Consider the following 2,290-nt stretch of genomic DNA (forward strand, 5'->3'; position numbering starts at 1 on the left):
CGTCAGGGTTGCCTTCAGGTAGGCGAAAGGTTCGACGCTGTTGATCTTGCAGGTCTCGATCAGTGACGCGACGCGGCCCCAGGCAGCGCCCCCTTCATCATGACCTGCAAAAAGTGAATTCTTGCGATTGAGAGCTATCGGGCGGATCAGATTTTCAACCCTGTTGGAGTCGATCTCGACGCGGCCGTCGGTCAGGAAGGTTTGCAGCCCGTCCCAGTGATTGTGGATATAGGCGAGCTTTTCACCCAGCCGCGACTTTGCCGATATCTTGCGACGTTGCGCCTGAAGCCATTCCCTGAAAGCCGCGACCAGCGGTGCGGTGCGCGTCTGACGGGCGGACAGGCGCTGGCCGGGCGAGATGCCACGGATATCGGCCTCGATTGCATAGAACTCAGCGATGCGACGCAGGCCTTCTGCGGCGATTTCCGAGCCATCGCGATCAAAGACTTCTTTCAGCTTGCGGCGCGCATGCGCCCAGCAATGCGCAACCCGAATGGGCGCGCCGCCCCTGCGCGAGGGTTTGGTCAGCCGATTATAGCCCGGATATCCATCTATCTGCAGGATGCCGTCAAAGCCGGTCAGGAAGGTTTCAGCATTCTCGCCAGCGCGGCGCGGTGCATAGAAATAAACAACGCCCGGCGGATCATCCCCACCCCAGGCGCGGTCATCCCGCGCCAAGGCCCAGAGATAGCCGGTCTTGGTCTTTCCCCGACCGGGATCGAGCACAGGGGCTGTCGTTTCATCCATGAACAGTTTGCCCGAGGCCTTCAGATGTTCGGCCAGCCTGTCAACTACGGGCCGCAGATGAAAGGCCGCCTTGCCAACCCAGCTGGCCAGCACGGCGCGGTGCAGATCAATGCCAGCTCGTGCCAGGATCTGACTTTGACGATACAAAGGCAAATGGTCCGCATATTTGCTGACCAGCACATGCGCGATGGCCCCTTCAGTGGGCAGCGCCGCATCAATCAGGAAAGCTGGCACAGGGGCCTGGCGCACACCGTCAGTGCAAGCACGACACGCATATTTCGGGCGCACCGTGACAATCACCCGCAGCTGCGCAGGAACGATGTCCAACCGCTCTGTGCGATCTTCGCCAATCTTGTGCATCTCACCGCATCCACAGCGGCAAAGCAGGCTGTCCGGCTCGATAACAGTCTCGATGCGCGGCAAGGATGCGGGCAGGTTCCCGATATTGCGCCGTGGAGCAGGCTTTTTACGCGGTCCTTCCCCTTTGGATGCCGCACGTGCTTCTTTCTCTGCCTCCACCTCCTCAACCGCGATGGTCAAATCTTCAAAGGCCAGCTGACGCTCGTCTTCGGTCAGCTTCTCTGATCGTTTCCCATGCAGGGCATGGTTCAACTCAGCGATCAGATGCTCCTGGCGCGTGGTGATTTCCTTAAGCGCGCTGACCTCCTGCATCAACGCTTCCACGGCTGCGCGCTGATCGGCAGGGAGTGTGGAAAGGTTGATTGCAGGGGTGTTCGACATGCCCTGTTTTTATTGGGAATCATGACGAAATAAAAGCAAAAACAGTGCCTTAATCTATTCCGGGGTGCTCGGCGGGCGTGGCTCAACCGGCTTGACCTTGCGCCAGTCCAGTCCGGAAAATAGTGCCTCAAACTGGGCATGGTTCAGCGCCATGATCCCATCCTTGATCGCAGGCCATGTGAAGGTCGTATCCTCCAAGCGCTTGTATGCCATCACGAGACCTGAACCATCCCAATACAACAGCTTCAATCGATCCGCGCGCCGCGCGCGAAACACAAACACTGTCCCAGTATAAGGGTCCTTGCGCAGCGTGGACGCCACCAGTGCGCATAGGCCATCGTGACCCTTTCGGAAATCGACAGGCTGCGTCGCGACCAGCACCCGCACGCGGTTGGACGGAAAGATCATGCGCGCGTTCCCAAGGCGCGCACGATCTCCACAAGCCGATCCGTGCCAATACCCGCGTCCAGGCGGATCGTGACAGCCCCAGTGACAATCTCGATCGGTTTTGACGAGACCGACTGGATAGGGAGGTCTTCCTGTGAACTTGGCACCCGCGGACTCGACACGATGACTGGAGCGAAGCACAGGCCGTCGTCTTCCGGAACCGCAGGAAGAACCAACTCACCGCGCCGCGCGCGACCACGCCACTCTGACAGGTGATTGGCCCGCAACCCGTATCGGCGCGCAACTTCATTTACCGTAGCACCCGGCTCCAGCGTCTCCGCCACAATCCGCGCTTTCATCTCATCCGGCCAGCGCCGTTGACCATTCGTGCGGATATCTACCCCATAGTCACGGA

Annotated in this window: 3 protein-coding genes; all 3 read right to left on the reverse strand. The window is 59.6% G+C overall.

Annotated features, from left to right (window positions below; all coding sequences use genetic code 11):
* On the reverse strand, positions 1-1,419 hold a 1,419-nt coding region (gene tnpC, locus E2L05_RS11500; protein ID WP_394346552.1), incomplete at its 3' end, for an IS66 family transposase.
* A 123-nt stretch (positions 1,420-1,542) separates the two neighbouring features.
* Entirely contained in the window at positions 1,543-1,896 is a 354-nt protein-coding gene (gene tnpB, locus E2L05_RS11505; RefSeq protein ID WP_133343053.1) for an IS66 family insertion sequence element accessory protein TnpB, read from the reverse strand.
* A partial coding sequence (tnpA, locus tag E2L05_RS11510; protein ID WP_243721950.1) for an IS66-like element accessory protein TnpA occupies positions 1,893-2,290 on the reverse strand: 398 nt, incomplete at its 5' end. The genes tnpB and tnpA, both read right to left, overlap by 4 nt.

The sequence above is a fragment of the Meridianimarinicoccus aquatilis genome (assembly GCF_004358675.1).
Taxonomy (GTDB): domain Bacteria; phylum Pseudomonadota; class Alphaproteobacteria; order Rhodobacterales; family Rhodobacteraceae; genus Meridianimarinicoccus; species Meridianimarinicoccus aquatilis.

Excerpts from the sequence above, each read along its gene's own strand:
- tnpB (WP_133343053.1), bottom strand. The coding sequence starts at position 1,896 with ATGATCTTTCCGTCCAACCGCGTGCGGGTGCTGGTCGCGACGCAGCCT.